Source organism: Streptomyces sp. CA-142005 (assembly GCF_050942335.1).
Taxonomy (GTDB): domain Bacteria; phylum Actinomycetota; class Actinomycetes; order Streptomycetales; family Streptomycetaceae; genus Streptomyces.
In genome coordinates, this window is the sequence record NZ_CP192078.1 from 40,004 (window position 1) to 65,575 (window position 25,572).

Consider the following 25,572-nt stretch of genomic DNA (forward strand, 5'->3'; position numbering starts at 1 on the left):
AACGCCCCGAACATGCCCCCTGCGGTGGCCACGTCGGCCGAACTGGCCACCGCGGGGTCATCGGCAGTCGTAGGTCAGCCTCGTGACCGCTGTGTGCACGGACGGCGTGAGGACGCGGAGTTCCGCTCGGCCGGCGTGGTGGCCCTTGCCCTCGAAGGTCCAGCGGAGGCTGAGGGTGGCGTGACGTTGGCCGCGGGGCAGGCGTTCGCGCAGGACGTCCGAGGACGTGCCGTCGCTGCGGAACCAGCGGTAGGTGAACGTGCCCGGGCGGCCGTTCGTCGTGACCTGGGCAAGGATCTGCGCCGTCTCGCCGCAGCCCAGCTTGGCCGGGCGGGTGGCGACCGACACGTCGCGTACCTCCACCGAGGGGCCGAGCCGCTGCCACGCTAGGAAGGCGAGGACGCAGAGGAAGACCAGCGCCGTCAGCGCGTAGCGGCGCAGGCCGCTGCGTGGGCCGGGCGGGGGCGTGACGGGCAGCGTGCTGTGGATACGGTGGGCCGCCGCCGCCGTGACGCCAGGGCCGAAGCGCAGGACCGTGTCCTCCACCCGGTCCGGCGCCGTCGTGGCCGACTCGTCCAGCACCGTCGCGGCGGACTCCTCGCGCTCCGGGCCGGTGAACCAGTGGCTGGCCAGCACCGTCGCGCTGTACTCGGCGTCAGCGGAAGAGCCGCCCAGGCTGCGGGCGGGCTCCTCGGGGACACGGTCGTCGGGTGTGGTCATTTCACACACCCCCCGGCACTGACCCCAACCTGCTGGGACGCGCCGCCGTCGGCGCTCGCGGGGTCGGTCGCCGCCTGGACCGTCCAGAACCAGAAGCAGCCGGCGTTCTGGAAGGCATGGTCGACGGTGCCCTTGTAGGTGGTGGCACCACTGAGCTCGAACCGCTGGGCCGCCCCGTCGGGCGCCCCCGGAAAACCCAGGTCCTGGCCCGAGAACCACATGACAGTGAGGGACAGTGGTCCGGTGCCGTCCGTGGTGATGGTCAGCGTCGCCGTGGCCGTGGACGGCCCGGTCTGCCGGAACTCCGTCACCGTGATGTCCTTCACGGCGGGCGGAACAGGCTTCGTCACCGGCGGCGGTGTCGTCGTCACCGGGTCCGAGGGCACCCCCACCGGGCTCGTTGTCGACGGCGTCACCGAGACGCTGGACGACTCCGTGGGCGTCGGGCTGGTGCTCGCCACTGAGGCGGAGGGCGTCGGGCTGGTGCTCGTCACCGAGGCGGAGGGCGTCGGCGTGGGCGTCTCGCTCAACTCCGCAACGTGGTCGGCCCCGGGTCCCACGCTGCTCGTCGCCAGCGCCCGCGCCGCCTCGCGCGGGAAAACGGCCGGGTCCGACTGGACACCGTAGGCCAGAAGTACGCCCAGCAGCACCAGGGCCGCCGACAGCACCAGTCCCGCCCGGCCCGGCAGCCACGGCCGCAGCCGGCCTCCCGCGGAGGGCTGACGCAGCACCGTCCGGGCGACGTCCGTCGTGGAGGCCGGGGACGTACGCCCCGATGGCAACAGCAGGGGCAGCAGCGCAACCAGCGTTGCGAGCGCCTCGCGGCCGCGCTCCTCCCAGTCGGGCCCGTACGCCGCCCCCGCCACCACCTCCAGCTCCCGCACGAACTCCTCGGCGTGTGCGGGCCGTTCCGCCGGGTTCTTCGCCAGGCCCCGCGCCACCAGACTCCGTACCGCCTCCGGCACCTGCTCCACCGGAATCGGCGCGTCCAGGTGCCGTAGTGCCAGCTCGGCGAAGTTCTCGCCCTGGTACGGCTTACGGCGGGTCAGGCACTCGAAGAAGGTGGCCGTGGCCGCGTACACATCGGCGGCGGGCGAGGCGGGCGCGCCGGTCCATTGTTCCGGCGCCATATAGGCCGGGGTCCCGGCGATGCCCGCGCTGACGCCGGAGTCCACCGCGATGCCGAAGTCGACGAGGCGGGAGGACCCGTCCGTGCCGACCAGGACGTTCTCCGGCTTGTAGTCGCGGTGGACGACACCGACCCGGTGCGCGTCGGCCAGCCCCAGCAGCGAGCCCTTGAGGACGGTGAGCGCCGCCTCCGGCACCAGCGGGCCCTGCCTGATCAGCAGGGTGCGCAGCGAGATGCCGTCGACGAGCTCCATCACGATCGCGGCCCCGCCGGGGCTCTCGACGTACTCATACAGGCCGACGACGTACGGACTCTCCAGCCCGCCCAGCAGCCGCGCCTCCGAGCGGAACCCCTGCACGAAGCCCGGCTGGGTGCGCAAGGAGTCGCTGAGGTACTTCACCGCGACCGGAACCCCGGTCTCCACATGAACGGCGAGCACGACCCGTCCGCTCGCCCCCGAACCGAGTTCCAGCGACTCGGTGTATCCCGGCACCGCCCACGTGCTCATGTCCGTCCCCCCAAGGCCGCCGCGCCCCGGTACCTCACCCGTCCCGGAGCATCGAGCACGGGATGAGAGACACATTTTCGGACATCACGGTTGCGGCAGGACACCCCTAGTAGGCCGCAACGTCCTCCGGTCACGCTCACCGACCTTGACTGCCTTGTGGCTGTCGAGGCGTTACGTGCCGAGCCCGCCGAGCCCGCCGAGCGGCTGCGGCACGACCTGTACCGCATCAGGCAGCTACTCGATGAGGAGCTGAAACCGGCGATTGCATCCCTGGAGACGTCATCGCCCGCCGATGTGTTCGGCGTTGATGCCGTCGCACAAGACCATCGTCGACCTGTTAGCCGGCTCTCCCTGCCGCGGTACGCGACCAGGTCTGCCCGCCCATGCTCGACCTCGAGAACCGCATGGGTGCGGTCATGGCCGAGGGTGGCCCGGACCTCCACACCGCCGCCCTGGCGCTCGTCGACCAGTGCGCGCAATACGCCCACCGGCTGCGCCACGACGACGCCGAGTCGGGCCCGGCCGGCCCCTCTCAAGCAGACGCCGATGCTGTTCCTGATGGCCTGCCGGGAGTACCTCGGCGCCGAGGCCGAACAGCGCTTCGGCCTGCGCCCCACCGGGCGCAGCCTGCTCGCCCGCCTCTCGACGAGGTGAGAACTTGCCGGCCCTCGGGTTGCCCGCCGCAGCGAGCCGGGACGCCGCGATCGCCGCACCTAATCGATCCGGCCGTCAGCGCGAGCGCGCCGACCGGGTCGGTGGGGAAACCGTCGCTACCTGCCAGCGGAGCGCGAGCAGGGTGCGCCAGAAACCTCGCAGGTCTTTGAGCGGCTTGCGCTGCGGTGACGCTGCCTGGGTCGGCTGAGTGCCGGTGTCGGTCTGCACGGTGGAACCTCCGCTCCATCACCCGGGAACGTGGACGCGTTGCCCCTGCGCGCCCTGCCCTGCAGCTTCGGGCACTTCATGACGTGTCCGCCTACGCCCATGCCGAGGATGTCGAGCTCAGGCTGGATGCCACCGAGACCCAGGGCCGGCCGGCCTGTGGCGAGCCGCAGGGACAGAAGGGCGTTCATGTCGGGAAGAAGAAGCAGAACATCATGAAGGCCACCGTCGTCGCTGACCAGCGCGGTCGCACGGTGATGGACCTGCCCCCTCTGCGACCAGGGCGGATACATGACAGCCCGCGGCCCTGCGCCACCGCCGCGCCCCCCGGGCTCTGCGATCCCCTCCATCATTGATTATCTGATATCATCGAAACTACTAAATGATCTTAATCGAGTAACAGTTTACGAACTGGTACGGTAGGTGGGGTGACAATGACTGCGGACCTGACCGGCACCGTCGAGGCCGAGCCCCTCGACCGGCTCGGCTTTCTGCTCGCCCGGCACGGCGCCATCGCCCATGCCCGCATGGAGCGCGCCTTCAAGCAGTGCGGACTGACACCCCGCCAAGGCGCGACGCTGGTCCTGCTGGGCGAGTCGGGACACATGAGCCAGAAGGGCATGGCGGAAGTCCTGGAGGTGGATCCCAGCATCCTGTGCGGGATCCTCAACGACCTCGAGAACACGCAGCTCGTCGAGCGCCGGCGCGACCCGGCCGACCGGCGCCGCCACATCGTGGCGCTCACCGACGAAGGCGGCCGCACCCTCGACAAGGCCCAGGACGCCATCACCGCCGTGGAGAAAGAACTCTTCGCCGACTTCACCCCCGAAGAGCTCTCCACCCTCCGCATCCTCCTCGGCCGAGTGAGGACGTCCCCGAGCGACTCCGCCTGCACCTGACCGACCCGCCACCAGGCAGCTTGGGGCCACGGGCATTCCCGTGGCCCCTTTGTCATGCCCGTTTCTGGGAATCCACAGCATTCCGGCAGCTTCGTTTCGGTGAGTCGACAGTCACACCCGTTCATTCATTGACGAGCCTCAACGATCTGTTAGCGTCAATGCATGACGTTGCTCGGCCGTATCGGCCACGAGCCCTTCGGCAACGCGTCGATCGTTCACCGCCCGCACCCCACACCGGGCGAAGCAAGGAGACACACCATGAAGAAGCTGATGACCCGCATCGCCCTCGCAGCCGCCACCGTGACCATGACCGGCAGCGCCCTCGTCGCCGTCACCGGCCCCGCCTCGGCAGCCACCCTGCCCTCGGGGCACAGCACTCACCACAGCGCCGTCGCCACCGTGACGGAGCGCGCCGGCTTCACCCGCATCGGCCAGGGGTGGTCCCTCTGGGACGGGCAGCGGGAATGGCACGGCGAGCGGGACCAGTCGGGTCACTCGTACTGGCGCTCCGGCGGCAACGCTCAGCAGCTTCGCTACGACGGTCACCGCGTCTACCACGTGAGCCGGGGACAGTGGGTCGCCGTCGCTCAGGCGGACGAGCAGGCCTACGCCTTCAACCGCTGGCACTTCGACCAGCTCTGGACCGTCCGCGCCGCCGGCCCCCGCGGCATCTGAGCACAATCCGCTCCCGAGAACACCCGAACAGAGAACATGATGAAGCAGTCGATCCGCACCCTCAGGACCCTTCGCCGCCGTCGTCCGGTGACGGACTTCGGTGCCGGCCGGCACCGTGGACAGCCTGCCGCCGAACGCCCGTCCGCCCTGGACGCGCCCGGAAACGGCCGCCACCGCCGCACCGAGACCCTCGCTCTTCCCGCGTCCGCCTGAGGCGCCCTCGCGCGAGCCGACCCCGCGAGGCCGACGCCCCGACGAGGCCCCGCTGCGCACGCACAGTGCCGCCCAGCACAGATGCCTCCCGACGCGCCACGGCTGTGGCCAACCGTGTGAACAACACCGTCAACCTCCGCCTGCGAGCCGAGTGACACGCGCACACCACCGCCCGGCCGGCCCACCCCCCGCCACGGCGCGACGCCCGGCGAAGAGCACGCGCCTGCACCTGCATCTCCACAGCGGGAGCGGACCCGGACAGCGCCCCACCCCGCCGACTCCGCCGTCAACCACACCGCGACGCCGCCGAAGAGCGCGACCGACACGTGGGCGACCCGGCGGATCAGCAGCAGCGCGGGGACGCGCAGGAAGAAGCCCGCGCAGCCAGCGGCGTCACCGAGCGACGACCGACGCGGTCCGACAGCGCGCCCGCGAGCGGCCGCACGATCGCACCGAGCACGACCAGCGCCAGGGTCTCGTCGCAGTGGAGTTCACTCGCCAGACGGCTCGGCATGCAGGACAGCAGCCTGTAGTCCGTGACGTTGAAGATCTGCACGAGGCCCATGCACAGCGGCAGCACCCTCCACTGCCCCGTGACCATGCCGCGTATCGGCACCTTCGGCCGCTCGCGCCCCGTATCGGCACCTTCGGCCGCTCGCGCTCCTGATCAGCGGCCTTCTCAGGCTCCCGGCGGCAAAAGCGGGTCTCCGCGGGCTTCGTCCACAGCTAGAGGCCGATGATGCGCATCGGGCCCGCGATCAGGGAACAGCAGGCGCCAGCCCCAGGACAACAGGTCGTCGAGATCACCCGGGAGCCGTTGCGGATACCGCCGAGGGGCCGCCACGGCGGCTCCGGGCGTCCTGCCGGCGGCAGAACGCAACGATCGCGGCCGTCGTCAACGAGCACCCCGAGAGCGACGATCATCACGGCCGCCTCGTGTATGGCGGGCCGCCCGGATCGATGCTGCCCGAGGCGGCCCTCATGGAACTGACCGGAGCGGTATTGCTGGCGCTGACCGCCTTCGTGCTCTCCTTCGGCCGTCTTGGCTCTCCACACACCCACCCGGTTTTGAAGGCTTCGGCACAGCCCGGGGAGATATCCAGGTCGAACGGTGCGTTCGCGAAGTGCTCCTTCACCGCGGGATGAGCCCGGCCGGCCACCGCCGCGGACGGAGATCCTTGTCGTCGTGCGGCGCCCGGTCCCAGAGTGCGCGGAATCAATCTCCGCACCAAGAAGGCGTTGACGGCCCTGCTCAGAGGCGCGATCGCCCTCGGCGGCTGGACCGTCTACGGGCTGGCCCGTTGGGGGGGGGCACTTCGCGATCACGCCGCTCTTCCTCGCCTGCGTCCTGCTGTTCGTGGCGATCACCGGGTACACCTGGTGGTGGTACGGAGACTCGGAGAAGGCGATCGCATTGCGGTCGAAGGCCGACGCCAAAGAAGTCGAGCGCACTGGCCGGTAGGAGACCGCAGGCCAACCCTGGCTGTCGGCATCTGCGGGACGATGAAGATCCACGCCGCGCCTGACGACTTCGAGTCCCCTGCCCCGGCCGTCGCCACATCGGTGGAGACACGGCTGCCCCGCTACCTGCGGAGCCTTCTGCCACACATGGCCCTCAAGGGTTGGGTGATGCCGCTCGTCTTCGCGGTCATCACGTCCCTGTTCTGGGCCTACAGCAGCAGCCAGGCGGATCTGACTCCGAAGAAGCATGCTTTCGAGGCCTACTGCTTCGCCGCGGTGACTGTGTTCTTCGTGCTGGCCCGGTTGTGGGTGGGCTGGCGGGTACGGCAGTTCCAGGCGGCGAAGCAGGGCCGATCCCTCGGCCTGGACACCCTCGCCGTCAACCAGCGAGCCCGACAAGCTCCTGGACCTCCGGGCCGAACACGGCGACGACCCGGAGAGCCCCATACCGGTGGCCATTGAAACCAGCCGCGGCCTGCTCGCGGCCGCCCTGCGCACCGGCAGCCGCAAGGTCTTCGTGATCAACCCCTCGCCGCCTCCCCCTACCGTGACACGGCGTCAGCCGCAAGAAGGCCCACCCCGGCGACGCGCTGGTCCTGGTGAACATCCTGCACACCGACATGCACGCCCACCGCCGCTGCCAGCTGATTCGGAACTCGCCCGGGCCATCACCGTGCCGGCCCGGGCCCGGCAGGACACCGTCTGGAGCCGTCAGCAGGTCCCCAACCAGGTCCGCTCGCTGCTGCGCGAGTACTACCCCGCCGCCCTGCACGCCTTCCAAGGCAAGGACGGCGGCCTGGACCAGGCCGGATGCCCGGCTGATCCTCGCCCTCGCCCCCATCCCGGCCAAGGGGTGCGAAACTCACCCCCGCCCAGCTGCGCGCCGCCTTCAAGCGCAGCGGCCGCACCCGCGCCTGTGACACCGAGACCGCGCGCCTGCGGGACATCTTCCGCTCCGAGTACGTCCGCCAGCTCCCGGCCGTCGAGGACGCGTAGGGCCGTCAACTCCTGGCCCAGCTCGTGCAGTTGGATGCCACCTGCCAGGCCACCGACGACCTCGCAGCAGCCACCGAGGCCGTCATTCATCAGCACGCTGACAGAGAGATCCTGCTCGGCTTCCCCGGCCTCGGCCCCCTGCTCGCGGCCCGCGTCCTCGCCGAGATCGGCGACGAGCGAAGCCGCTTCGCCGACGCCGAAGGACTCAAGTCCTATGCCGGCTCCGCCCCGATCACGGGCGCCTCGGGCAAGCAACGCTTCGTCGGCCGCCGCTTCGTCAAGAACAACCGGCTTGTGCACGCGGGCTTCCTTCGGGCTTCCCAGCCCTCCAGGCCTCGCCCGGAGCGAACGCCCATTACCGGCGCCGGCGCGAGCACGGTGACCGGCACAACGCCGCCCAGCGCCACTTGCTCAACCGCCTCCTCGGACAACTTCACCATTGCCTCCAGACCCGGCAGCCGTTCGACCGACAACGCGCCTTCGCGCCACTCCTTCAAACGCCTGCATGACCCGCAAGCCCGCCCGGCCTCGTCAACGAGAGCGACAGCACTTCGACAGGTCAGCGCTGTTGAGCGCGAGCTCAATGGCAGGGCACGACCGGGGACCGCTGACCGAGCCACTGCTCAGCGTCCCAGGCATGGAACCGCTCTACCTCGCAGAATCCCAGCTTTGCCGCGAGGCGCATCGAGCCGACGTTGGCGGTCTGGGTGTGGAGCACGACCGGCTCGCCGGGAAGGACGCCGCCGAACCAGTCGAGTGCCGCCGCGCAGGCCTCGGCGGCGTACCCGAATCCCCACGCCCGCGGCAGGAACAGGTAGCCGAGATCGACCTTCCCCGCGGCAGCCGGGCGACTGTGCTCCGGTGCTCGCCTGAGCAGGATCTGGCCGATCATTGCCCCGTCGAGATCGACGACGAAACTCCCGGGCCACCGCTCGGGCACCCCGGGCATCTCGCGCTCAACCTCCTCACGCGGCCGGGGCCCGCCGAGGTAGGTGTGCACCTCTGGCGACGCCAGCAGCTCGATGAATGCCGCACGGTCCCGGGCCTCGGGCTCACGGAGCACAAGCCTTGCGGTCCTGATCGGGGCAGGTGGCCAGGCGACGGGTCCGAGATCAGTCATGTCGGCCAGCCAATCAACAGGCTCAGCAGCGTTTCAAGACTCGCGGGAGGACCACAAGCAGTGGTGCGCGGATCCTTGCGGCCCAGGGCCTCATCAGCACGGGTCTGGGGATCAGCGCGTCTGCGACGCATCTGATGATCCTCGGTGACCACGCCGGCTGAGCTGGGTTGTCACCGCAGCGGACGGCTCGTCGAACACGGCAGCCACGACGAACTCATGGCCGTCAACGGGCGCTAAGACTTGTCCCGTAACGATCACGCAGACGGTGTCGCAGCCGGTTGTCGAACGGCTGCGGTGTCAGTCAAGGCCGGTTGCCCATGCCGTCAGCGTGGCGAAGTCGTCGATGGCAAGGCCGCATCGCGGGTCGACCCGGTGCAGCAGGGCGGGACCGTCGTGGTGCTCCATCACCCAGGTCCGATCCGCCTCTGTGATCTCGTCGTCGACCCAGGCGAACGCACGGCCTTGCGCCCAAGCGACGATCTCAGGCGTCTTCCAAAACACACCGCCCCCGGGCTCGGGCCGCCGCGAAGGCCAGCGAATGAAGGGCAGTTCGGGCAATCCCAGGACTGGTGCGACGAAGGCGTTGGCTTCTTCTTCCCACGTTGTCGCCCACACCAGGTCGAAGGGAAGCGCGTGCAGCGCCGGGCCGTGATCGGGGTTGAGCCACACCCGCAGCGGCTTCACGGGCTTGTTCGGCAGCCCCCACTCAGTCAGCCGGCGCCGCTCGGCGGCCTCCCAGCGAGGGGTCAGCAGGCGGTGCGTCTGATAGCCCTCGGGCCGACGGTGCGGCTTGGCGGCATACGGGTTCAGCGGTCCGTCCACGTCCACTAACAGCACTGGTCGCACCAGCTCATCCCCCTTGGTTCTGCATCGCACCGTACCGGCCGGTGACGAGACCGCCAAACACATTTCTGGCGGGTATTGATCTCCGCAGCTCTTGGCTCCGGGGTGGTGGGACGATCTTGACGTGGCAGCAGTGATCACGGCGTCTCAGCCGTCCTGGACAGGCCTGTTCACGGGGTTGAGCCCACGCTGCTTCGGCAAGCTGGTGTCCGCCCTGCACCGTGAGGGAGCGGACGCGGTCCGCCGAGGCCGACCGTGGGGCCTGCCCCTGGAGGACCGTGTCCTGCTGGTCGCGGCGTACTGGCGCACGAACGTGACACTGCGCAGCTGGCGCGGCTGTTCGGCATCTCGAAGTCCGCGGCCGATCGCATCATCAACCGCCTGGCACCGCTGCTCGCGCTGAGAGCGCGCCGGCGGTTCCGCAAGGGCACCGTGCTCATCGTGGACGGCACCTTGGTCCCCACGCGTGACCACGCAGTGGCCGAGCAGTCGAAGACATCTCATGTCGTTGAGAGGTCAAGTCAGTGCTCAGACGGTGAGGGGCAAAGGGGCTGGGAAGGCCCGGTCAGGGTCGTATGTCGTTCTGTTCTGCAGGCAGTGGTAGAGGCAGCCCAGGAGCTTGTTGAACAGGTTCCGCAGTGCGGCGGTATGGCGTTCCCCGCCGGATCGTCGCTTGTCGTAATGGCCGCGTGGAGCGTCGGTGCGGAGGGTGGCGAAGGCCCACATGTAGCCGACGCTGGCGAGTCGTTGGTTCTTGACGGTCCGGGCTACGACGACATGGCTACGACCTGAAGCGCGTGTCACGGGTGCCGCGCCGGCGTACGCCTTGACCGCCCTCGCGTCCGCGAACCGGGAGCGGTCGTCGCCGATCTCGGCAAGTACTCGCGCCCCGGAGAGCACGGACAGCCCTGGGAAGCTGGTGATGATGTCGGCGTCCGGGTGTGCGAGGAATGCTTCCTCCGTCGCCGCCGCGAGGTCGATGACACTGCTGCAGGCAGCGTTGACCTGCTGGATAAGTGCCGATGTCTGGTGCCCCATAGCTTCTTCGACCAGGGGCAGCTGGTGAAGCTGCTCGGCGCGGAAGATCTCCCGGAGCCGCTCGACCTCCTTTTCGATGCCGCGGCGCAGGCGGCCTGCCCGGGTGAGGAGTGCGCGCAGCTGGCTGCGGGTGAGTCGGGCCGCAGCGGCCGGGGTGGGGGCGGCTGTGAGCACCGCGCGTGCGTGTGCGGAGTCGAGTCCCGGCTTGCCCTGTCCGTGGAAGGCGGTGAGGGCGGCCGGGTAGTACTCGCGCAGATGGGACCGGAGTCGGTTGACCATCTGCTGTCGGTCCCAGACCGCGTCCTGCTGGGCGCGGGCCAGGACGGCAATGGCCTGCCCGGCCTCGCTGTCTGCGGGCAGCGGACGATGGGAGTGCCGGTCGGTGCGGAGAATGTTGGCCAGTACGCGGGCGTCAGCGGCGTCAGACTTGGCCCGCGAGACGCTGCCGCGGTCGCGGTAGCGTGCGGCGGCCAAGGGGTTGATCGCATAGACCTTGCGGCCGGTGGCTCGCAGCGAGGCGACCAGCAGCCCACGGGGAGTCTCGATGGCGACCGGGATCAGGTTCTCGGCGCTGTCGCCATGTCGGGCCAGTAGTTCCAGCAGGGCGTGGAAGCCGGCGCTGTCGTCGCTGATCCGCAACTTGGCCAACTGGCTGCCATCTTGGTCGACCAGGGCTATGTCGTGGTGTCCCTCCGCCCAGTCGATGCCGCAGAAGATCGCGCTCAACCTCTCTACCTCCCTTTTGTCGTGCACGTCGTTTCCCGGACGGAGCACGCGGCTACTGGCCCCGGTGCCGTCGCCATGCGTGTGCGGGGCGGGCGCCGTGACTGCGGTGACGGCCGGCGCGGTGACGTACTCCACCGCTTGGCGGTATGTCCAGGAATGTGTTCTTGGTCGGGTGGTGGTTTGCTGCTCGGTGACGGCGTCCAGGGCTGTCCGGTGCGCCGTTCTTCCCTGTTTCCCGGAGAGCTCAAGGAGGAGTTCCGCATGTCCGTGTACACCCCCCAGCAGATCAGCCAGCCGCAGACCCAGCAGCCGTACAGCCAGCAGCAGATGTTCGGCCAGCCCTCGATGGCGCAGCCGCAGTTCGGCCAGCAGCAGCCCTGGGGCCAGATGGGCCAGCAGCAGATCGGGCAGGTGGTCCAGCAGGCGATCCAGCAGGCCTGCCAGCAGGCGGGCCAGCAGATCGCGCAGCGGCTGCAGCAGACGCTGCAGCACATCCAGCAGGTCCAGCAGCAGCTTCAGCAGCAGGGCCTGGCCCACCAGGCGCACCCCTACCTGGCCGTCGCGCTGCACCACACGCTGCAGCAGGGCGTGCGCAGCGCGGTGGAGCAGTCCGTGCAGCAGGCGCTGCCGACCGCGATCCTGACGCTGGTGCAGCAGAGCCAGCAGGGCCAGCAGGGCCAGCAGCCGTGGGGCGGCGGCTTCGGCCAGCAGCAGTTCGGCCAGTTCCCAGGGCTGCAGCCGCAGTTCGGGCAGCTGCCGCCTCTGGGCCTGTGAGACACCCGGCCGGGCAGCGCGCTCTTCCTCGCGTGCGGGGAAGCGGGCCTGCCCGGCCGGATACCCCGCCGCGCCGGGACGTCGAGGCGACGGTGCGGCGATGGCCGGCCGGGCAGCCCATCGCCCCCGCTTCCCGGCCGGCGGCGTATGGATCCAGGGCGTGTGTACGACGACTCTTCGTATCTGAGATGGCGGTTGGCTTGTATGAGTGAGCAGGGCGGCAACGGTATGAAGCCGGGCAACGGCAAGAACAAGACCCCGCGTGCGCAGGGCGCGGCGGGTGAGGCCGGGCAGCCGGCGGCGGGCGGGCCTCACAGCACGGGCGCCGAACGCCGCGCGGCGCCGGAGGCCGGTGTGCCGGGTCAGCGTGTGCGGGCGGGGTGGGGCCGGTATCTGGTGGCGCCCCGGCCGGTGGGGCTGCTTGCGGGCGGGGTGCCGCCGATCGAGGCCTCGGCGCTGTTCAGGCTGCTGGAGGAAGACCCCGAAGTGGAGCCGGTGGCACAGCTGCGCCCGCCGCGTTCCCGCAGTGCGGGAACCATCGCGGAGCCGCACCCCGCCTGCCCCCCGGTCGCGGTCGTGAGGATGCCGCAGGAACGGGCCCGCGCCCTGGCCCAGAACCCACAGGTGGTCGTGGAGATCGACCAGCCGCTCTCCTACACCCCCACCCCGTCGGTGGGCATCGGCCCGGCGCCGATGATCGACCCCATGCTGGCGATCACACTGGAGGAGCCCGAGCAGCTCACGCTGCGGGTGGTGGGTGGCTACGGGGAGGCGGTGGCCGGGGCGCACGTGTGGGCGATCGGCACCGGCGGCCCGGCCCACGGCACCACCGACCCGGACGGGCGGCTGACGCTGACCCTGGCCGCGGACACCCCGGAAACGCTGCAGGCCCTCTACGTCCGCCCGGTGGCCGGCTACTGGCCGGCCCGCACCGGCACCCCCCAACCCGCGGGCGGGCAGGAGACGGTGGTGAGGGTGCAGGCGCTGTCGGAGACGTTCGAGGGCTTTCCCGGCAAGGCGCTCACCAGTTGGGGCGTCCAGGCGATGCGGCTCCACCAGATCCCCCCGACCTACCGCGGCCACGGCATCAAAATCGCGCTGCTCGATTCCGGGGTGAACACCGCCCACCCGGACCTGAAGGACACCGTCAAGCACGGGCACGACTTCACCAGCGCCCACAACGACACCTGGGGCCTCGATGCATGCGGGCACGGCACCTGGTGCGCCGGCATCATCGCCGCCGCGGACAACAACGCCGGCATCGCCGGAATCGCAGCGGAAGCCGAGGTGCACGCCCTGAAGCTGTTCCCCGGCGGGCACCTCAGCGACCTGCTCGAAGCAGTCGACTACTGCATCACCCACACCATCGACATCGCCCAGATCAGCCTCGCCTACCCCGTACGCTCCCAGCTGGCCGCCTGGAAACTCGCCGACGCACACGCCGCCGGCATCACCATCATCGCCCCGGCCGGCGACACCGCCGGCCCCCTCACCCAGCCCGCCACCCTGCCGGGAATCCTCGCGGTGGGGGCACTCGCGCACACCGGCACCTACCCCCCGAGCAACCCGCTCACCGGCGTACAACCGCCCTGGCCCGGCCCCTTCCCGGCACCCTTCACCCCCACCGGCCCAGGCGTGGACCTGGTCGCACCCGGCGCGGCAGTCATCACCACCAGCCTGGGCGACGGCTACACCGCCGCCGACGGCACAGCGATCGCCGCCGCCCACGTCACCGGGCTAGCGGCGCTGCTGCTCGCCCACCACGACCACCTGCGCACCCAAGCAGTACCGCGCACCGCAGCCCGCGCCGACCGCCTCTACCAGCTGATGCGCACCGCCTGCCGCCCCCTGCCCGCTACCGACCCGCGCCTCGGCGCAGGAATCGCGGACGCCCCCACCGCACTCGGAATCCCCGCAACCTGGCAACAGACCGACCACTACACAGCCACCGGACGGCGCACCTGACCACCCGAACCGACCACACCCCCCTGCCGCCCCACCGCCCCCCGGACGGCAGGGGGCGCGCAAAACAGCGGCCGGACCCGGTCAACCGAACAGACCGCGCACCCAGACCGTGCACACCCTCAACCACCAGGCCCCGGCACGCCAGGCAACCGCTCACACACCGCGGCTACTGAACTTGATCGGGTGATGTCGGGTCGTTCGGCTGAGCGTTGAGCGGCCTTCGAGGCGTGACCAGCATGGGGAACCTGTCACCCGAATGCGCGCTCGGTAACATCGCGTCGCCCGGATGAGGTTTCGCCTGACGAATCGAGTGAGCCCGTGAGTGACGATGTCCTCTCTGTCATTCCGACCGACCCGCACTGGCAGCCTGAGCAGGCCGCGGCTGAGCGTGCTGCGGCGCTCGTGGAGGACCTGGCCCCCGGGCTCCCCGACGGCGTCGACGTCGAGATTGACGTCACCTGGCACGACGCACTCACCGTTGTCGACTGTGGTCAGAATCTGGAGAAGATCGGTTGTCCCCAATGCGGCGCGTCGATCGACACCGAGTGGTGGGCTGACCTACTCGAAGCTCACTGCGACGACGGCTTCGCCACCCTCGCCGTGGTGGTCCCCTGCTGCGGCGCTGCGACCTCGCTGGACGAGTTGGAGTACGACTGGCCCTGTGGCTTTGCCCGATTCGAGATCGCCATCTGGAACCCAGAGCGCGTCTGGTTCAGCGACGAGGAACTGACTGCCATCGGGGATGCGCTCGAACATCCGGTGCTGCAAGTCAGGGCCCACATCTGACACAGGTCAGCCCGCGAGGAACCCGACATCACAAGTTCAAGTTCAGTAGCATGACGTCCTTCAGCGGCTGCCACTTGGGTCGTCCACGCCGGCGGCTTCAAAGGAACACCACGAGATCCAGGCAGGAGGCCGTGAGACATCCAACGGCCCCCTCTTGGCCGGCTCTCCCAGCCAAGAGGAGGCCGACGTGGACCAGGTGGAGAAGTCCACCGCGACCGCGCCCCGCTCGCGGAAGGTGTTACTGGAAGAGTCGCCGACGCCGCCCAACGGCACGTTGAGATCCAAGCCGGTGGCCGGCCGGCTGACCCTGACCACCCCCACGCGGACAGCCGCGGCGAAGCAATGGGCGGCGGCCAGGCCGCGGGTGCAGATGCCCGCGGCCAGGCCGTAGCGGGAGTCGTTGACCAAGTCGACCGCGTCGTCCAGGTTCGCCGCGGACAGTACCGCGGCCACCGGGGGCGAAGATCCCCTCGCGCCCCGACCGCGCTCTCCTGACCCAGGCCGCAGAGCACGGCCGGGGCGAGCATCAGCCCCTCGGGGACCTCGCCGCCCCCGGCGACGGTCACGCCCTCGACCCTGGCCTGCTCCATGGCGGCGGCGACCGTGGCGAGCTGCCGCGCGATAACCCCCGGGTCCATCGGGGCGCCGTCGTCCGGGCGGTAGCGGGCCGCCTCCATGGCCAAGACGGCGACGAAGCCGTCGCGCACGCCCGGAGTGCAGAACACTCGCTCCGGACGGTCCGGGACGGGAAGATCATTGGTGGCCGGGAGTACTGGACAGAGCCGGGCTCGGATCCCTCGCCGGAGCGGCGGGTTGCATCTGTGCAGCGGTTGTGACCAGGGTGCCCAAGCCCCCGACCTGCTGGTTCCTGGGGAAAGGCGTCCGTGGCCGTCGTCTCCAACGCATCGTTCGGAGGCTGGACGAGGACCTTCACCGATCCGCGGCTCTGCGCAGCGATCGTGGACCGGCTCACCTTCGGCGGCACCATCATCGAGACCGGCACCGACTCCTACCGCCTCGCCCGTCCCATCCCGCTCGGTTAAGACCTGGAACAGCAGTTCGGCGCCGCGGTGGTCCAGTTCCATGGAGCCGAGCTCATCGATCGCGAGGAGATCCACGCGGCCGTAGCGGGCGATGGTCTTGGTCAACTGCCTCTCGTCGACGGCCTCGACGAGCTCGTTAACGAGTCCCCCTTTCCGTGCCCCTCGCGAGCATCGACACTCACCGCACGTGTCGCCGCGTCCGACCCCGCCGCCCGCCGTCGGGGTCGATCACAGCGGCCTACGGCACGGTTCGCAGTATTCCTGACCTCCTCGCAATATGCCTCAAATCATGCGGATTCGGTGACATCATGAGTAATGAATTCCGCGTCATGACGGTCGTCCGACCAGGCGACACCCGAGCCTCTTCCTGCCTGCCAGTACGGGAAGGCGGTGAACACGTGAGCGACACCGAGCAGGAACCCACTGCGACCGAAGGAACAGAGGCGGAGACCACCCCCGAGGAGTCACCGGCCACGACTGAGACCGGCCCCGCGGAGGGCGAAGAGCCGACCCCCGAGGCGGCGGAGACGGAAACAGCAGCAGAGGAAGAACCAGCCCCCACCGAAGCCGAAGAAACCGAAGCCGAAGAACCAACCCCCACCACAGCCGAAGAAACCCAGGCCGAAGAAACCGCTACAGAGGAGTAGGAGAACGGCTGTGCGCGACGACCGTCGCGCACAGCCACGACGGCAGTCTCGAAAGCAGGCTCGGCACGCCCCTCAAGCAAACTCGCCGGCAGCCGGCTCGCTGCCCGCACCCACCGCTCACGCATCCCGCCGTGTGAGGACAGGACGTCCGGATACCTGCAGCACCGCCGATGCCACCACGGACGGGTCTCCGCAAGCCACCCAAGCGGGCCACCATCATCATGCCGTCAACGCTCTCCCGCACGCACCCCGCCACGACGCCAAGACCGCCCGGACGTTCACGCAGCACCACCTCGCCCGGCTCCTGATCATCCGCGATCTGCCGGTAGTCCCCCGAGTCGGGGCAACCCGAGAACTCGTACACCCAGCGGCCCATGCCCGCCATCCTGCCGGGAACAACAAGCACCCCACTGATCAGGCACGAAGGCGCTGGAGCGGATCCGCCCGAAGGGATGACAGACACTGCTGATCAGACAAGTCCACGCCCCCGAGGCCCTGGAGCCGTTGGTGATCACCTGACTCACGGATCTCGATGAGAAACGACGGCACTGTCGTGTCCCACGAACGCGGGACAGCCGGCCTCTCGTCACAGTGGCCGGCCGTCGATCGGGCCGACGGAGCCGGGCTGGAACGTCGTGCCGAGGTCGTACTGCGCGATCCCGAAAGGTCGAAAATCGGCATCGGCAAGGACGCGGTAGAGGAACTCCGAGGTGGACATGTCCTACCGGTGCCATGCGCCGACGTCATGGGACCGCGCGAGGACGGGGTGCTCACCCGGCCGCTCGGCATCGATCAGCCAGAAGTACTCCTCGGCCCATTCGGTGGAGCCCCACTCAACCAGCCCCTTGCCGCCCGGCGCGTAGATCGCATAGGGCTCGACGGCGGAGACCCTTCCGAGCCCGCTGTCCTGGTCGACCGACAGGGAGACCCGCCACTGTGTTAGGAAGTCGAACGCGAGGCCCTCCTCGCGCCCCAGAAAGTAGACGGAATCACCGAAGACGCCGCCGCCGAACACCTCGTAGAGCTCCTTGTAGTCCGCCGGCAGCGGGGCCCCCAGCTCTCCCTCCATCGCCGCCCAGCCGACAAAGAACCCGCGGCTCCCACCCGGTCAGTTCGATCACCCGCTGAACCCACATACAACAAACTTTTAGCACCGGCCTTCGTCCCGATGCCGCTCAACCCCTCGTCCCTCACGCCAAGATCGGCAGCTATCGCACTCAGCCCACCTCGGCGGGTTCCTCAGCCCGGGCTGGTGTGCCGGCGAGGCGACAGCAGCCGGTGCCGGTCTCGATGATGGCGCCATTGAAGGTGAGGCGGTCGACGATGGCCGCGCAGAGCCGGTGTCCTGGGTCGAGAGCAGGTCGGCGGCGTCTCACAGCAGTTGCCAGCCGATCTCGGCCGACCGGCGCAGCTCGTAGCAGAGCGGTTCACTCACGGCGAGCGGGCACCCATTCGTCCCGGGACGCGGGGCTTCACCGAGATCGCTCCAGGCCCCCGCACGGTGGCCGCGGACCACCCGGCGCTGCTGTCAGAGCCGAGTGGTCGCCGCCGAGGCCTACGCGGTCGCGTAGTCGCGGAAGCCCCGGCCGCTCTTCGTGCCGAGCAGACCGGCCTCGACCATGCGCAGCAGCAGCGGAGGCGGCAAGTACAGCGGTTCCTTGAACGCGGCGTACATCGACTCGGCGATCGCATGCGTCGCATCCAGCCCGATCAGGTCGGCGAGCGCCAGCGGGCCCATCGGGTGCGCGCAGCCGAGCACCATGGCCTGGTCGATGTCCGCGGCGCAGGCGAAGTTCGCACCCCAGCATCCGGACTGCGGCGAGCAGATACGGGATGAGCAGCGCGTTCACCACGAAGCCGGCGCGGTCGGTGGAACGGATGATGTGTTTGCCCAGCACCGCGGTGACGAAGTGCTCCGCACGCCGCTGCGTGTCCTCGCCGGTCAGCAGAGACGGCACGAGTTCCACCAGGGGGAGCAACAGGTGCGAACAGCGGCGGTCGACGCTGGACCTCAGCGGACAGCCGGTCGAGGTACAAAGCGGGTTGGCCGAGGTCGAAGTCTCCCCGTGATCGACCTGATAAGGATGAGGCCACAGCTTCAACACCGTGGCCATTGCAGGGAAGCTTCCCAGTCCACGGGGCGGCGCTACCCCGGTGGCCGCACGCCTCTGCCGCTCGTCTCAGGGCCGGAGCTTGTCGTATTGGGGGTCGAAGCAGACCAGCCCCATGGACCGCGCCAGGGACGCTGCGAAGGTGGAGGCCTCCTCGGCCATGCTGTAGCGCATCGGGAAGTAGATCAGTGGGCCTCTGGCCTCACCGATCAAGGGTCCGGTCGACCAGGGGGAGGTGTCATCCTCGTCCTCGGTCAAGTCGCACCAGCGCTCAAGGAGCCCGGCGACGTAAGCCGCGATGCGCTCAGTCGGTGGGTGGTCGGTATCCGAGTCGATGTAGCGGAGGTAGAGGTCTTCGAAGACCCGGCCAGCGGCCTTGTCGTCCGCCGGTCTCTCGCCTTCCCAGACAGCCAAGTCGTAGCTCATGCCCGCGAGACTCTCACGAGGCACCGACGCCCTGCCGAGAGGACCTCGCTCGATGCCCGGGCTCCGGGCCGTCTCTGGGCCGTGCGGGGGCGCTCAACGACGACCAACGCTGACAACCACCGACGGCTAATACTCCAGCCGTAGATCGTGATCTTCATGCTCGAGCGGCTTGTCGTCGGTAGTGGCTGGTCTGGGATCGGGCCTGGTGGCGGCGTCGCCAGACGGACCAGCCAAGCCGGTGGACAGGGTCAAAGACGCGTTGGATGACGAGCGTGATGAACAGTCGTTGGATCTCGTTGCAGGTGAGCGGTATCAGCTCGTCGGGTGAGGGATGACGGTCGTGTTCGTTCGCGCGGACGACGGCGAGGAAGGCGTGCGCAAGCATGGCCATGGTGACCCAGCGGGACCAGGACGAGTAGCGCCGGACCTGGTGCTCGTCCAAGGCCGCCAAGCCCTTGCCGGACTGGAAAAACTCCTTGACCCGCCACCTTGATCCAGCGACGCGCACCAGGGTGGTCAGCGGCACTGCGGCCGGCGAGTAGCAGAGGTAGTACGCGAGTTCGCCGGTGCTGCGGTTGCGGCGGATCAGCAACTGCTGGCTCCCGGGCCGGGGGTCGGTGAGGTCGATGACGGCCCAGTCGTAGAAGCGGTGGCCCTTGGCTCCGACCCCTGCGGACAGCTTCTGCCAGGCCCTCTTGGGCACCTTTCTGGCCAGCGTGTCCGCGCGGAACTTCCCGGCGCCTGTGGTGACTTCGTGCGAGCAGGCCACCGCTAGGACGTAGCCGGTGCCGCGTTCCTCCAGCGCGGCGCGCAGCCTCGGGTTGCCGCCGTAGGGGATTCGACCCGCGTGAACCGTCCCGCTATCCGGCTCATCAGGCCCTCGAACGCCTCCTGCCAGTGGGCAGGGTTTACGCTGTGACCTGCGGCCACCGCGTGATCTTCAGTCTTCACACACCGATGATCAACGGTGGCCGCACCCGTCTCCACAGCGCGTCAGGCTCGCGCAGCGTCTGTCTGCCGTCCTATGTCTGGAGGACTTGTGCAACGTGGCGAAGTCTGGTGGGTCCAGTTCGACGAGCGGAGGTTGGTCGTACTGCTGTCGGGAGACGACGCGTCCGGGATCCGGGTGATGCAGGTCGTCGCTCCGGCGGGCGTCGACATTAGCGGTCTGGGCATCGAAGTGATGGTGGGCGCCGGTGAAGGAGTGCCGTTCGAAGGCGTGCTGCGGCTCGCGTTCCCGCGTCCAGGCTTCACCCCTTGCACGTGGCTGACCACTGTGTCACGGGACGACCTGATAGAGCGGGCGGCCGTCCTGTCCTCGGCGAAGCTCAGCGAGATTGACGATGCCCTCCGACTCGCTGAACAAGCGCAGGAGCAGACCCCGGCGGCGACCGCGAAGCTCAGCGAGATAAGGGACGCCCTCCGTCTCGGTGAACTCGGGTGGGGGGAGAAGGAGCCGACGGCGTGGGCCGTCTCGGCCAGATGGTCGACGCTGTCCGACTGTCGCCTCGGCGCCCCTCACCATCGAGATCACGATCTACGGCTGGAGTATTAGGAGCTGTCCCGCCGATCATGTGACCCTGCCGAGTTCACATCGTTGGCCCCAGCATGAGGCGGGGTGAGCGTGGTGATCTGTCGGATGCCGAGTGGGAAAAGCTGCGGCCGTTCCTGCCGGTGAGCAACGGTCGGTGGGGCAGGTGGCGTGACCACCGGCAGGTGATCGACGGGATTCTGCACCGGGTACGGACCGGGGTGCAGTGGCGAGATCTACCGGAGCGGTTCGGGCCGTGGAAAACGGTCTACGAACGTCACCGGCTATGGTCCGGCGACGGCACCTGGGAACGCCTTCTGCAGCAGGTCCAGGCCGCGGCGGACGCGGCTGACGACATCGTCTGGGACATCTCGGTCGACTCCACGAACGTGCGCGCGCACCATCATGCCGCCGGCGCCCGCACCGACCCCCTCCCGTGCCCGTCACCTCAAAGGGGGACGAGGTGACAGAACACCAGGCCGAGACCGTGTGGCAGAGCCTGGTCGACCGCCTGGTGGAGGTGGTGCAGGAGGCGAGGGCCTGGGCCGCTCGCGGGGCGGCTTCACCAGCAAGATCCACCTGAGCACCGACGGGCGCTGCCAACCGTTGTCCCTGATCGTCACCCCCGGTCCAGTGATCTGCAGGTCGTACGCCCTGCCACCACCACCAAGCGGGGGGCACAAGCTCAGTCGGCCGCCGTGACTGCGTCCCTGATGAGGCAGCGGGCGGCTGCGTCGGTACGGGCGACGTCATGGGTCACCAGGCGGTCCGGCACAAACCGCGCAGGCCGGAGACGAGGAGGCGCCGACGAAGTTGTGCGCCTTGCTCGACGCGCACCGCGACGATCTCGGTCTCCGGAAGGCCGCCGCGCCTGCGCGGCGGTGGACCCCCGGCTGGTACTCGCCCGCCACGGCGGCCACACCCAAGCTGGCCAGTTTCGTCCACGCCTGCCGCGGCCCGCTCCGGATCGGCCGCAGCGTCCCGGACCACCAGCTCAAGTGGTCTGCCATTGATCCCGCCGACCTGAGCCGAACTTCCCGCATCTCTAGTGCAGTTGGCGATCAGTCCAGGGAACGCAGGGCGGTGTTCACGGCGTCTTCGAGGAACGCCCGGTCGGCGCGGGCCTGTCCCATGACGCGCAGCCCCTGGATGAAGGTGGTCAGGAACCGTGCGAGGCGCGCGGGATCCTTGTCGGGACCCAGCTCTCCTCGCGCCTGGGCGCGTTCCAGCGTTCCAGCGAGTGCGGATTCCACGCGCCGGAGGGTGGCGCTGACCCGTTCGACAGTCGCGGGGTCGTCGCTGCGCTCCGTGGCGGAATTGACCAGCAGGCAACCCCGTCCGGGATCGGCCAGGTCGGCTTCCGCCATCTCCGTCAGTACAGATGCGAGGGCGGGACGGATTTCGGTGGCCTCCTCCAGGCGGCAGATCAGGCCTTCGGCCTGCTGTGAGCAGTAGCGCTCCAGGGCCCGCTCGTATAGGCCGTCCTTGGAGCCGAACGCCCCATACAGGCTGCCGCTGCCGATCTCGAGTTCCGACATCAGGTCCTGCAGCGACGTCGCGGCGTAGCCGCGGCGCCAGAACAGCTCCATCGCCCGATCAACCGCCCGGTCGACGTCGAACTCGCGAGGTCTTGCCATATCGGCAACGTACCAGTTGTGGAATGTTCAATCAACTACTTCTTGTCTGCGTCGGTGGCTGCGCAGCTAGGTCTAGCTGACGCGAGGCGTTTCGGCGCGCTGCTCGCACATGCGGTCCCGGACGCGCGGTCATGCCGGGTCGGCACTCTTGGCACCGGGCCTGCGGAGAGGATGCCCTGCTCGACCATGACCCGAAGGCGGGGCTTGTCGGGCTTGCCAGAATCGGTCAGCGGCATGCGGTCGATCAGCGCCACCTCAGTAGGCCGGTACATGGTGCCCCAGCGGCTGGTGACGAAGGCCTGTACGTCGCTGCCGGTGAGGGTGCTGCTGCCCGTGGCCGGCACCACGACGGCGCACACCCGCTCTACGGCGTCGGCATCGCGGACCCCGAATACTGCGCTTTGTTCAATCTGCGGGTGGGAGTTGAGCAGGTCTTCCACTTCGGTCGGATACACGTGGCCGCCGACCACGATGATGAGGTCTTTGAACCGATCGACGACTGTCAGGTATCCGTCCGCATCCATGAATCCGACGTCGCCGGTGTGCAGCCATCCGTCCCGCAACACCTCCGCGATCAGCTGGGGCTGCTTCCAGTAGCCCTCCATGACGGTTGCCGAACGCACGCAGATCTCCCCGGTGCTCCCGATTGGCAGGGTCCGGCCTTCCGTGTCACGGATTGTCACTTGCACGTGAGGGAGGGGCCGCCCCGCCGAGCGCAGCCGCTCGGGGCGCAGCAGATCGTGTTCGGCGGGAGTGAGCGCGCTGATCACTCCCGCCTCGTTCTGGCCATAGAACTGGATGAGTACCGGGCCGAAGCGGCGGATGGCTTCAGCGATCTTTGTCGGCGAGGACGGCGTCCCGCCATAGATGATCGCCGCCAGGCTGGAGGGTCTGCTGCGCGGGTGGCAGCATGGTCCGTCAGGGCACAGGGCAGCGGAGGAAGCAGATACAGGTGAGTGATGCGCTCGCGCTCGATGGTCTCCAGCACCTCGGCCGCGTCGAAGCCGTCGAGCACCACCACCGCGCCGCCGGCACGCCCGAGTTTCCTCCAAGGGGAAGAACGAGCCGACAGGCCATCGCTTCCCCCGCGATCACGCCCCATGCCCGACCAGAGGTCGCCGCCCGGGCGTCCACGGTACCGAGACGCCCGGACCCAGGCCGGCAAGGGGCTGAATGACAGCGCCGCGGGTGTGGGCTGGGGCGTGGAAGACCTCTGGCCTGCCGGTGCGCACCGGGCATGGACGCACACCGAGTGCACCGCGCCGGCTGCCCCGTCACTGCTCAGCGCCGCATCCGCCGCAGATGCCCCACCATGCTGGTGCAGATGCCCCTCTGCGGCTTTCAGCTTCGCTGGTGACCTTCACCACCAGCATCGGCGTTCAGGGCCGATCTCAAAAGCGCTCATGAATGCGATTCCCGCTGTGCCATCCGTCGGCAGGCTGGAGGCATGTGGTCAAGCGAGGCAAGTAGGAGACACCCCGGACTCCGCTACCGGCCGGTTACGACACCCCGGGGGCGCGCACAGCTTCCGGCCGTCCCCTTCGTGCACCACCGAGGGCGAGTAGTTGACTGTTGAACTTTATTGGGTACAGTGAAGGAACAGGCAAGCCAGAGCGCTTCACCTCCGGGCTCCCCGATGCTGCCGTCGACTGCCTTACGACACTCGACGATCCTGGTGGCCCACCATTCCTCCACCCCTTATGGCCGTTCCGTCTCCACATCCTGATTATGGAATGGTCAATCCTAAACATCTGGAAGAGACATGCCTCACCTGCTCCACATCGATTCCAGCTCGCGCGGCGCTGACTCCCTCACCCGGCAGATCAGCGCTCGGTATGTCGCCGCATGGCGCCGGCAGAACCCTCAGGGCACCGTGACCTACCGGGACGTAACCGTGAACGTGCCGAACTTCGTTTCGGCGGACTGGGTCACCGGCGTCTTCGCTCCGGCCGAGTACCACACCTCGCGGACGCAGGCCGCAGTCGACGCGTCCTCCGCACTCATCAGCGAGGTGGAGGCCGCCGACGTGCTGGTGCTGGGTGTACCGATGTACAACTTCAGTGTTCCTGCGACCTTCAAGGCCTGGATCGACCAGATCTGCATGGCGGGTCGCACCTTCGCGTACGGGGCGGACGGCCCGCGCGGTCTGCTCGCCGGCAAGAAGGCGGTCATCGCGCGCGTGTCCGGCAGCGACTTCAGCAACCCCGCCTTCGCCGCCATGGACTTCCACGCCCCCTACCTGCGCGGCATCCTCGGCTTCATCGGCATCACCGACGTCGAGTTCATCGCCGTCAGCGGACAGACCCCCGAGCAGGTCGAGGCCGGGCTCACCGAGGCCGACCAGGCCATTGCTGCATCCCTCAAGGCTCTCTGAGTCGGCGAGGGATACGGGCCATCCGGCGGCAGCCGAGAAAGCACTGCTCCAGCAGCCGGCTTCCCTCGGCTGCCGCGCCGTCCGGCTTTCCCAGCGGCAGCGGCAGTCTCTACGCGACGTTCGGCTCGAAGTAAAAGCTCTACGCCCCGGCCCGGAAGAAGTACTGCTCCCACAACGCCGGAGCGCTCATCGCCGAACTGCAGTCGGTGGCCAACGTGCGATCCGCGCTGCGAGCGGCACTCATGGCCATGGCCGAGGAGGACCTGTGCGCCCCCGAACAAGGCTGTTTCCTGGTCAATGCCGCCACCGAGCCCTCCGCCGATCCGCCAACCGTGGACCGCGTCGGAGGGACGCTGCGCCTGGTGGAGAGCGCCATCACCGGGGCGCTGGAGCGGACGCAGACGCGTGGGGAGCTGTCCACCGACAAGGACCCCGCAAGGCTGGCCCGGTTCCTTACCGCCTTCATCCAAGGGAGGCATGTCATGGGCAAGGCTCACGTCGGCCGGGCATTCATGGAGAGTGCTGTCTCCAACGCTCTGACCGCCCTGGACTGACCGGAGCTGCTGCCCCGGATCCTCCTGAACAATCGCGCCTGGAGGATGTGGCGGTGACGGCACGCACCGGCCTACCGCTCTACCACTTCCATGTGCGGACCGCCGCAGCGGCCGTCTTCGCTGCCCAGCAGCTGCCATCAGCTGCTGGGCAGCCGGATCCGGGCGGACGGGGTCACCCTGGTGACTAGCTAGGCCGTGGAGCTGGTGGGCCGACGGCTGCCGACTCCCCCGTTGTGGGCCTTCACCTGTTTCGTAATGAACTACGGGGACGGCGGTGGTGTCGCGACCGTCGTGAGCAAGGGAACGGTGACCGTGTGTCGAGATCCTCAGGGTCCCAGAGGTTTCCGGGCCGCCGACGCTTGTGTCTGGCCCTGTGGGTGGGCCGTTCATACGGCGGGCCTGGCGCCGGGTGCGTGGCAGCGCTCAGCGCAGCGGGCGCAGAGAAACCGTCTCAAGGAGCTTCCGGGCCGCCCTCGCCTGACCGCGTGCCGTCCCCCTCCCCCACCCACCTTTATCC

General features: G+C 69.0%; 22 protein-coding genes and 9 pseudogenes. 15 read left to right on the forward strand and 16 right to left on the reverse strand.

Going from position 1 to position 25,572, the window contains the following annotated elements; genetic code table 11:
• Window positions 1–57: 57 nt before the first annotated feature.
• Both ACQPXS_RS00185 and ACQPXS_RS00190 read right to left on the reverse strand, forming a co-directional pair.
• Window positions 58–720, reverse strand: coding sequence for a hypothetical protein (locus ACQPXS_RS00185; RefSeq protein WP_433445845.1), 663 nt, complete (start codon window positions 718–720; stop codon window positions 58–60).
• Window positions 717–2,357 (reverse strand): serine/threonine-protein kinase, encoded by a 1,641-nt coding sequence (locus ACQPXS_RS00190; RefSeq protein WP_433445846.1) that lies wholly within the window; start codon window positions 2,355–2,357, stop codon window positions 717–719. Before ACQPXS_RS00190 ends, ACQPXS_RS00185 begins: the two co-directional genes overlap by 4 nt.
• Before the next feature lie 965 nt (window positions 2,358–3,322).
• On the opposite strand from ACQPXS_RS00190, the gene ACQPXS_RS00195 reads away from it, so the two are divergent.
• The 3 genes from ACQPXS_RS00195 to ACQPXS_RS00205 all read left to right on the forward strand — a co-directional run bounded on the left by ACQPXS_RS00195 (window position 3,323) and on the right by ACQPXS_RS00205 (window position 4,810).
• Window positions 3,323–3,592 (forward strand): hypothetical protein, encoded by a 270-nt coding sequence (locus ACQPXS_RS00195; RefSeq protein WP_433445847.1) that lies wholly within the window; start codon window positions 3,323–3,325, stop codon window positions 3,590–3,592.
• Window positions 3,593–3,670: 78 nt separating this feature from the next.
• Window positions 3,671–4,135 carry a MarR family winged helix-turn-helix transcriptional regulator gene (locus ACQPXS_RS00200; RefSeq protein WP_433455630.1) on the forward strand — a complete coding sequence of 155 codons (465 nt, stop codon included), beginning with the start codon at window positions 3,671–3,673 and terminating at the stop codon, window positions 4,133–4,135.
• Between the two features lie 258 nt (window positions 4,136–4,393).
• A complete protein-coding gene (locus ACQPXS_RS00205; RefSeq protein WP_433445848.1) occupies window positions 4,394–4,810 on the forward strand; it encodes a hypothetical protein in 417 nt (138 codons plus the stop codon).
• Between the two features lie 556 nt (window positions 4,811–5,366).
• Here the strand turns inward: ACQPXS_RS00205 and ACQPXS_RS00210 are convergent.
• Window positions 5,367–5,624 (reverse strand): hypothetical protein, encoded by a 258-nt coding sequence (locus ACQPXS_RS00210; protein ID WP_433445849.1) that lies wholly within the window; start codon window positions 5,622–5,624, stop codon window positions 5,367–5,369.
• Window positions 5,625–6,004: 380 nt separating this feature from the next.
• Between ACQPXS_RS00210 and ACQPXS_RS00215 the strand changes: the two genes are divergently transcribed.
• Together ACQPXS_RS00215 and ACQPXS_RS00220 are read left to right on the forward strand one after the other, a co-directional pair.
• Window positions 6,005–6,169 (forward strand): hypothetical protein, encoded by a 165-nt coding sequence (locus ACQPXS_RS00215; protein ID WP_433445850.1) that lies wholly within the window; start codon window positions 6,005–6,007, stop codon window positions 6,167–6,169.
• Window positions 6,170–6,764: 595 nt separating this feature from the next.
• Window positions 6,765–7,989: pseudogene (locus ACQPXS_RS00220) on the forward strand (IS110 family transposase).
• Window positions 7,990–8,060: 71 nt separating this feature from the next.
• Here the strand turns inward: ACQPXS_RS00220 and ACQPXS_RS00225 are convergent.
• The gene (locus tag ACQPXS_RS00225) at window positions 8,061–8,600 is read right to left on the reverse strand and encodes a GNAT family N-acetyltransferase (RefSeq protein WP_433445851.1); all 540 of its coding nucleotides are present in this window, start codon (window positions 8,598–8,600) and stop codon (window positions 8,061–8,063) included.
• 297 nt (window positions 8,601–8,897) lie between these two features.
• Entirely contained in the window at window positions 8,898–9,449 is a 552-nt protein-coding gene (locus ACQPXS_RS00230) for a hypothetical protein (RefSeq protein ID WP_433455632.1), read from the reverse strand.
• Between the two features lie 118 nt (window positions 9,450–9,567).
• Here ACQPXS_RS00230 and ACQPXS_RS00235 point away from each other — a divergent pair.
• Window positions 9,568–9,938: pseudogene (locus ACQPXS_RS00235) on the forward strand (helix-turn-helix domain-containing protein); the annotation flags it as partial.
• A gap of 33 nt (window positions 9,939–9,971) precedes the next feature.
• On the opposite strand, the gene ACQPXS_RS00240 reads toward ACQPXS_RS00235, so the two are convergent.
• Window positions 9,972–11,207 (reverse strand): IS110 family transposase, encoded by a 1,236-nt coding sequence (locus ACQPXS_RS00240; RefSeq protein ID WP_433445852.1) that lies wholly within the window; start codon window positions 11,205–11,207, stop codon window positions 9,972–9,974.
• A gap of 261 nt (window positions 11,208–11,468) precedes the next feature.
• On the opposite strand from ACQPXS_RS00240, the gene ACQPXS_RS00245 reads away from it, so the two are divergent.
• The 3 genes from ACQPXS_RS00245 (at window position 11,469) to ACQPXS_RS00255 (ending at window position 14,732) form a co-directional block, all read left to right on the forward strand.
• Entirely contained in the window at window positions 11,469–11,981 is a 513-nt protein-coding gene (locus tag ACQPXS_RS00245) for a hypothetical protein (RefSeq protein ID WP_433445853.1), read from the forward strand.
• 204 nt (window positions 11,982–12,185) lie between these two features.
• Window positions 12,186–13,946, forward strand: coding sequence for a S8 family serine peptidase (locus tag ACQPXS_RS00250; RefSeq protein WP_433445854.1), 1,761 nt, complete (start codon window positions 12,186–12,188; stop codon window positions 13,944–13,946).
• Window positions 13,947–14,264: 318 nt separating this feature from the next.
• The gene (locus ACQPXS_RS00255) at window positions 14,265–14,732 is read left to right on the forward strand and encodes a hypothetical protein (protein ID WP_433445855.1); all 468 of its coding nucleotides are present in this window, start codon (window positions 14,265–14,267) and stop codon (window positions 14,730–14,732) included.
• A gap of 60 nt (window positions 14,733–14,792) precedes the next feature.
• Here the strand turns inward: ACQPXS_RS00255 and ACQPXS_RS00260 are convergent, their stop codons facing one another.
• A complete protein-coding gene (locus tag ACQPXS_RS00260) occupies window positions 14,793–15,185 on the reverse strand; it encodes an aldehyde dehydrogenase family protein (RefSeq protein WP_433445856.1) in 393 nt (130 codons plus the stop codon).
• Window positions 15,186–15,607: 422 nt separating this feature from the next.
• Here ACQPXS_RS00260 and ACQPXS_RS00265 point away from each other — a divergent pair.
• A pseudogene (locus ACQPXS_RS00265) lies at window positions 15,608–15,775 on the forward strand (ATP-binding protein); the annotation flags it as partial.
• Here the strand turns inward: ACQPXS_RS00265 and ACQPXS_RS00270 are convergent.
• Window positions 15,761–15,919, reverse strand: a pseudogene (locus ACQPXS_RS00270) (ATP-binding protein); the annotation flags it as partial. The pseudogenes ACQPXS_RS00265 and ACQPXS_RS00270 overlap by 15 nt on opposite strands.
• 254 nt (window positions 15,920–16,173) lie before the next feature.
• Between ACQPXS_RS00270 and ACQPXS_RS00275 the strand changes: the two are divergent.
• Window positions 16,174–16,422 carry a hypothetical protein gene (locus tag ACQPXS_RS00275; protein ID WP_433445857.1) on the forward strand — a complete coding sequence of 83 codons (249 nt, stop codon included), beginning with the start codon at window positions 16,174–16,176 and terminating at the stop codon, window positions 16,420–16,422.
• Window positions 16,423–17,008: 586 nt separating this feature from the next.
• On the opposite strand, the gene ACQPXS_RS00280 is transcribed toward ACQPXS_RS00275, so the two are convergent.
• From ACQPXS_RS00280 to ACQPXS_RS00305, 6 genes and pseudogenes are all read right to left on the reverse strand, one after another.
• Entirely contained in the window at window positions 17,009–17,140 is a 132-nt protein-coding gene (locus ACQPXS_RS00280; protein WP_433445858.1) for a hypothetical protein, read from the reverse strand.
• Between the two features lie 3 nt (window positions 17,141–17,143).
• Entirely contained in the window at window positions 17,144–17,491 is a 348-nt protein-coding gene (locus tag ACQPXS_RS00285; RefSeq protein ID WP_433445859.1) for an SMI1/KNR4 family protein, read from the reverse strand.
• A gap of 148 nt (window positions 17,492–17,639) precedes the next feature.
• Window positions 17,640–17,762: pseudogene (locus tag ACQPXS_RS00290) on the reverse strand (IS21-like element helper ATPase IstB); the annotation flags it as partial.
• A gap of 215 nt (window positions 17,763–17,977) precedes the next feature.
• A pseudogene (locus ACQPXS_RS00295) lies at window positions 17,978–18,401 on the reverse strand (3-hydroxyacyl-CoA dehydrogenase family protein); the annotation flags it as partial.
• Window positions 18,402–18,602: 201 nt separating this feature from the next.
• Window positions 18,603–18,959 carry a hypothetical protein gene (locus tag ACQPXS_RS00300; RefSeq protein WP_433445860.1) on the reverse strand — a complete coding sequence of 119 codons (357 nt, stop codon included), beginning with the start codon at window positions 18,957–18,959 and terminating at the stop codon, window positions 18,603–18,605.
• 154 nt (window positions 18,960–19,113) lie between these two features.
• Window positions 19,114–19,806 (reverse strand): annotated as a pseudogene (locus ACQPXS_RS00305) (IS701 family transposase); the annotation flags it as partial.
• A gap of 192 nt (window positions 19,807–19,998) precedes the next feature.
• On the opposite strand from ACQPXS_RS00305, the pseudogene ACQPXS_RS00310 reads away from it, so the two are divergent.
• Window positions 19,999–20,400, forward strand: a pseudogene (locus ACQPXS_RS00310) (type II toxin-antitoxin system PemK/MazF family toxin); the annotation flags it as partial.
• Window positions 20,401–20,567: 167 nt separating this feature from the next.
• A pseudogene (locus ACQPXS_RS00315) lies at window positions 20,568–21,120 on the forward strand (IS5 family transposase); the annotation flags it as partial.
• Between the two features lie 431 nt (window positions 21,121–21,551).
• Here ACQPXS_RS00315 and ACQPXS_RS00320 read toward each other — a convergent pair.
• Window positions 21,552–22,127, reverse strand: a complete 576-nt coding sequence (locus tag ACQPXS_RS00320) for a TetR/AcrR family transcriptional regulator (protein WP_433445861.1) — start codon at window positions 22,125–22,127, stop codon at window positions 21,552–21,554.
• Between the two features lie 35 nt (window positions 22,128–22,162).
• Window positions 22,163–23,179 carry an AMP-binding protein gene (locus ACQPXS_RS00325; protein ID WP_433445862.1) on the reverse strand — a complete coding sequence of 339 codons (1,017 nt, stop codon included), beginning with the start codon at window positions 23,177–23,179 and terminating at the stop codon, window positions 22,163–22,165.
• Between the two features lie 710 nt (window positions 23,180–23,889).
• Here ACQPXS_RS00325 and ACQPXS_RS00330 point away from each other — a divergent pair.
• The gene (locus ACQPXS_RS00330) at window positions 23,890–24,501 is read left to right on the forward strand and encodes an FMN-dependent NADH-azoreductase (RefSeq protein WP_433445863.1); all 612 of its coding nucleotides are present in this window, start codon (window positions 23,890–23,892) and stop codon (window positions 24,499–24,501) included.
• A gap of 206 nt (window positions 24,502–24,707) precedes the next feature.
• A complete protein-coding gene (locus ACQPXS_RS00335) occupies window positions 24,708–25,055 on the forward strand; it encodes a TetR family transcriptional regulator C-terminal domain-containing protein (protein ID WP_433445864.1) in 348 nt (115 codons plus the stop codon).
• The last annotated feature ends 517 nt before the right edge of the window (window positions 25,056–25,572 follow it).